Consider the following 4,758-nt stretch of genomic DNA (forward strand, 5'->3'; position numbering starts at 1 on the left):
GGTGCCGCAGTGCGGGCAGGGCGGTTCGAACCGCCCGGCGTCCAGGTCGGCGGCCCGGCGCGGCCCGGGGGCGACCCGGCCGTGCTCCGCGCAGTCGTAGCGTCCCTCGCCGTAGACCACCATCGAACCGGCCAGGACCAGGTGACGCGGGCCGGTCCGGGCCATCGCGGCGAGCAGGACCGAGGTGCCGAGGTCGTTGCAGCCGACGTAGTCCGGCGCGTCGGCGAGGTCGAGCCCGAGCCCGACCATCGCGGCCTGGTGGCAGACCGCGTCCGTGCCGCGCAGTGCGCGTTCGACCGTCTGCGGGTCGCGGACGTCGCCGTGCACGAACTCGACCTCGGCGGGCAGCGCGTCCGCCGCGCCGCGGTCGGGGTGGACGGCGGGGAGCAGGGCGTCCAGCACCCGGACCTCGTGCCCGGCGGCGACCAGTCGCCGCGCCACCGCCGATCCGATGAACCCGGCGCCGCCGGTGAGCAGAATCTTCATGACTGCGACGCTAGGCGCGCGGTCGCCGCACCAGGGGTCAGCACCACAGCTCGTCAGAGAACCGTAAGCCGGGCCGCGCCGCCGAACCGTCGTCACGAACACCGATGTGGTCTTCACAAATGTGTGCGACATGTGTTGATTTCATCGGCATATCGAGTGGACACTTGGCCGCCGATGTGGGCTGTGAAAAGAATGTGGTCAGATCTTGGGCCCAAGCGACGCTTGGCTCCTACGGGGGATGTCGTGCGACGTTACTGCCTACCTGGAGCATCCCGCCTTGTGGTTCCAACCCCGAAAGTCCGGCGCGCCGCGATCCGACACCCCCGAGGGTGCGGACGCTCCTGAGGGACGCGAGGCGGCTCCGGGTGGGGCGCCCGAGGGCGGTCTGACGCCGCGTGACATCGCGCTGGTACGTGCCAGCTTGGCCGTGGTCGAGCCCTACGCGGCCGATCTGGCGGTGTACTTCTACTCCATCCTGTTCACGCGCTACCCCCAGGTCAGGGAGATGTTCCCGCCGGGGATGGACACCCAGCGCGGACGCCTGCTGCGGGCCCTGCTGCACATCGTCGACCTCGTCGACGACCCGGAGCAGCTGGCGCGCTTCTGCGCCCATCTCGGCCGCGACCACCGTAAGTTCGGCACCGAGAACGCGCACTACGACGCCGTCGGCGAGTGCCTGCTCGCCTCCCTGGCCCGCTTCGCCGGTCCCGCCTGGACCGCCGACGCGGCGCGCGCGTGGACGCTCGCGTACACCACGGTCGCGCAGGTCATGATGAGCGCGGCCGACGCGGACTCGATGGTGCGGCCCGCGTCCTGGATGGCCCGGATCGTGCACCGCGAGGAGTTCGTCTTCGGCATCGCGGCGATCACCGTGATGCCCGACCAGCCCTACCGCTACGCCGCCGGTCAGTACGTCAGCATGGAGACGCCCTGGTGGCCCCGCGAGTGGCGCTACTACTCCCCCGCCAACGCCCCGCGTGAGGACGGGACGCTCACCTTCCACGTGCGGGCCGTGCCGGGCGGCTGGGTGAGCAACGCCCTGGTCCGCCGCGCGGCGGTCGGCGACCACGTCAAACTCGGGCCGCCGCTGGGCGACATGGTGCTCGACCACTCGTCCGGCCGCGACATCCTCTGCGTGGCCGGAGGCACCGGCCTGGCCCCGATCCGCGCCCTGGTCGAGGAGAGCGCCCGCCACGGCGGCGGACGCCGGATGGACGTCTTCATGGGCGCCCGCACCTCCGACGAGCTGTACGGGATGGACGACATGCTCCGCTTCGCGCAGCGCAACCACTGGCTGCGGGTCCGGGCCGCGGTCTCCCACCAGGACATCGTCGGCCTCAACGGCTCGCTGCCGAGCGTGCTCGCGGAGTTCGGGCCCTGGTACCGGCACGACGCCTACCTCAGCGGCCCCGCCCCGATGGTCACCGCCGCGGCCGACGTGCTGCGCCGGACCGGCGTCCCCCCGGCGCGCATCCGCCACGACCCGTTCGGGGTGCCGTCCCTGGCCCTGAACTGACAGCCGCCTCCCCCTGACCACAACTCACCCGCACAACTTCGACGGTCTCCCCACCACCCTCACTGGTCGCTCCCTTAGACTCCACTCCTCCCGACCCAGGAGCACTTCTTCCGTGACCACGCCCGACCACAGCTTCGGCTCAGCAGGCGAGCGCATGCTGCAGCAGCGGCACGGCACCGTCGAGCGCGCCGCCGAGTTCTACGACCGTCAGGTGCACCCGTACCTCACGCCGGCGATGTGTGAGTTCGTCGCGCGGATGTCAATGGTCTTCCTCTCCACCTCGGACGCGCGGGGTGCCTGCGACGCCAGCTTCCGCGCGGGGCCTCCCGGGTTCGTGCAGATCCTCGACGACCGCACCCTCGCCTACCCGGAGTACCGCGGCAACGGGGTCATGGCCAGCGCGGGCAACATCACCGAGAACCCCCAAGTCGGCATGCTCTTCATGGACTTCACCCGGGACCACATAGGGCTGCACGTCAACGGCAGCGCCCTGCTGGTCCCCGACGCCCAGATACGCACGCACTACCCGCAGCTGCCGGTGGACTCCGCCCCCGGCCGCCGCCCGGAGCTCTGGGTCCACGTCACGGTCGACGAGGCGTACATCCACTGCTCCAAGCACATCCCGCACCTCGAACCCGCCGTGCGCACCGCGTCCCCCGAGACGAAGCGCCCCCGCGACCAGCAGTACTTCACCGCCCCGCCGGTGCCCGCGTTCACGGCCGCGCCGGACGCCTGGCCGGGCGTGGACCGGTAGCGCGGCGCGGACTCGGCAGAGACTCGGCGCGGACTACATTTTCAGTCAGTCCGTCCCCGCATGTAGGGTGCGGGATTATGGCGGACCGTAGCGACCGTAGAACGACGATGCTGGAAGCAGCAGCCAGGGTCATCGCCCGGCGCGGGGTGCGCGGGCTGCGGGTCGAGGAGCTGGCGGCGGAGGCAGGGGTCTCCACGGCGCTGATCTACTACCACTTCAAGAACCGCCAGGGCATTCTGCGGGCCACGCTCGACTTCATCAACGACCGCGCCGAGAGCTACACCACCTCCCGCGACCCGGACGCCCCGCCCCTGGACGCGCGCGGCGAGCTGGAGCAGACGCTCCTGCTGGAGTTCCAGGACACCGCCACGGTGCGCGAGAACAGCACCGCCTGGGGCGAGCTGCGCGCCAGCGCCGTCTTCGACCCGGACCTGCGCGAGGACCTGGCCCGCGCCACCCTCGTCTGGGACCAGGAGGTCGCCGAACTCCTGGGCAAGGTCCACCCGATGGCGGGCGCAGGTGCTCTGGCCCAGGCCGCCGAGCGGCTCACCGCCCTCCTGGAGGGCCTCAGCACCCGCTGGCTCAGCGGCAGCCTCCCCCTCGCGCATGCCCGCGCGCTGATGTCCGAGGCCATCGACGTCGAACTGTCCCGGCTGGGCGGGGCCGTCACCCGTAGCTGAACTCTGCCTGCCCCTTCTCGCGACGGGACGCTGTGCACGGTGGCACCGGAGGCCGTCCTTCACTGTGCATACCGACACTCCACAGCATGCGTCCGTCGGCCCTAGATTCGCTGGCGTACGGGCTCGCACGGGCCACCGCTGAATAGGCTGAAACACAGGGGGCACATCCATGTTCGGATTCGTCAAGGCTCGGCGGCTGCGCAGGCTCTCGGCCACACTCGGCGCCGTGGCCGCAATCGGCGTGAGTACCGTGGTCGTCGCACCGTCGGCACACGCTGACGACTACGTTCAGCACTGCGGGACCTACCACAGCTGGACCGAGTGCATATCGTTCGACTACACCACCGAAACGACCGCAGTGAACGCCCTCAACGGGTACTCCTACGACCAGACCGAATCGCTGTACTACGAATTCCACAACGGCCAGGTCTTCAGCCAGGGAATTGATATTCCGGCGCACAGCTGGCGGGGATTCTCCGAGGAGGGGGCATTTCCCGCCAACTCGGATCCGGTGTGCGCGGGAATCGGCGATGTCGCAAACATCGTGTGCGCCGACTTCTGATCGAAGTCGGTAGTCACGGACCAGGACGAGCATGCCTCTACAGGAAGTAGAGGCGGCTGAGGGTGACGCTGTCGGCGGGGTGGCTGTGGAGGGGGTCTCCGTCGAGGGTGACGGTGCCGGTGGTGGGGTTGACGTCGACGGTGCCGAGGCGGTGGTTGCGGAGCATGTCGGCGGGGCCGATGCCGCGGGTGTGTCGGACCGGGACGCGTCGGCGGCGGGTGGGCATCTGGTCGCCGTTGGCGACGGCCGCGCCCGCGACGAACGCGACGGAGATGTCGGCGGCGGTGGCGCCGTGGGCGCCGAACTGGGGCCCGAGGACGAGGGGTTCGCAGCGGTCGGTGGAGGCGTTGGGGTCGCCGGTGACGCCGTAGGCGGGGAACCCGGACTTGAGCACGAGTTGCGGCTTGGCGCCGAAGTGGTCGGGGCGCCATAGGACGATGTCGGCGAGTTTGCCGGGTTCGATGGAGCCGATCTCGTGGGCGAGGCCGTGGGCGATGGCGGGGTTGATGGTGAGTTTGGCGATGTAGCGCAGGACGCGTTCGTTGTCGTCGCCGGACTCCGTGGTGCCGTAGGAGCCGTCGCCGTCGAGGGGGCCGAGTTCGTGTTTCATTTTTCCGGCCATGGCGAAGGTGCGGCGGACGGTTTCTCCGGCGCGGCCCATGCCTTGCGCGTCGCTGCTGGTGATGCCGATGACGCCGAGGTCGTGCAGGACGTCTTCGGCGCCCATGGTTCCGGCGCGGATGCGGTCGCGGGCCATGGC

Annotated in this window: 6 protein-coding genes; 4 read left to right on the forward strand and 2 right to left on the reverse strand. The window is 70.4% G+C overall.

Annotated elements, in window-relative coordinates:
• A partial coding sequence (locus I2501_RS38680; protein WP_196198767.1) for an NAD-dependent epimerase/dehydratase family protein occupies window positions 1–486 on the reverse strand: 486 nt, incomplete at its 3' end.
• 277 nt (window positions 487–763) lie between these two features.
• Between I2501_RS38680 and I2501_RS38685 the strand changes: the two genes are divergently transcribed.
• From I2501_RS38685 to I2501_RS38700, 4 genes are all read left to right on the forward strand, one after another.
• The gene (locus I2501_RS38685) at window positions 764–2,002 is read left to right on the forward strand and encodes a globin domain-containing protein (protein WP_236048073.1); all 1,239 of its coding nucleotides are present in this window, start codon (window positions 764–766) and stop codon (window positions 2,000–2,002) included.
• Window positions 2,003–2,156: 154 nt separating this feature from the next.
• Window positions 2,157–2,756, forward strand: a complete 600-nt coding sequence (locus I2501_RS38690) for a pyridoxamine 5'-phosphate oxidase family protein (protein ID WP_196198772.1) — start codon at window positions 2,157–2,159, stop codon at window positions 2,754–2,756.
• A 107-nt stretch (window positions 2,757–2,863) separates the two neighbouring features.
• On the forward strand, window positions 2,864–3,436 hold the full coding sequence (locus tag I2501_RS38695; RefSeq protein ID WP_408022823.1) for a TetR/AcrR family transcriptional regulator: 573 nt from the start codon (window positions 2,864–2,866) through the stop codon (window positions 3,434–3,436).
• Between the two features lie 169 nt (window positions 3,437–3,605).
• The gene (locus I2501_RS38700; RefSeq protein WP_196198770.1) at window positions 3,606–3,998 is read left to right on the forward strand and encodes a hypothetical protein; all 393 of its coding nucleotides are present in this window, start codon (window positions 3,606–3,608) and stop codon (window positions 3,996–3,998) included.
• Between the two features lie 37 nt (window positions 3,999–4,035).
• Here the strand turns inward: I2501_RS38700 and I2501_RS38705 are convergent.
• On the reverse strand, window positions 4,036–4,758 hold a 723-nt coding region (locus I2501_RS38705; protein ID WP_196198771.1), incomplete at its 5' end, for an amidohydrolase family protein.

This window comes from Streptacidiphilus fuscans (assembly GCF_015690355.1).
GTDB lineage: Bacteria > Actinomycetota > Actinomycetes > Streptomycetales > Streptomycetaceae > Streptacidiphilus > Streptacidiphilus fuscans.

Coding starts and splice junctions, on each gene's coding strand:
- I2501_RS38690 (WP_196198772.1), top strand. CDS start 2,157: ATGCTGCAGCAGCGGCACGGCACCGTCGAGCGCGCCGCCGAGTTCTAC.
- I2501_RS38695 (WP_408022823.1), top strand. CDS start 2,864: ATGCTGGAAGCAGCAGCCAGGGTCATCGCCCGGCGCGGGGTGCGCGGG.
- I2501_RS38700 (WP_196198770.1), top strand. CDS start 3,606: ATGTTCGGATTCGTCAAGGCTCGGCGGCTGCGCAGGCTCTCGGCCACA.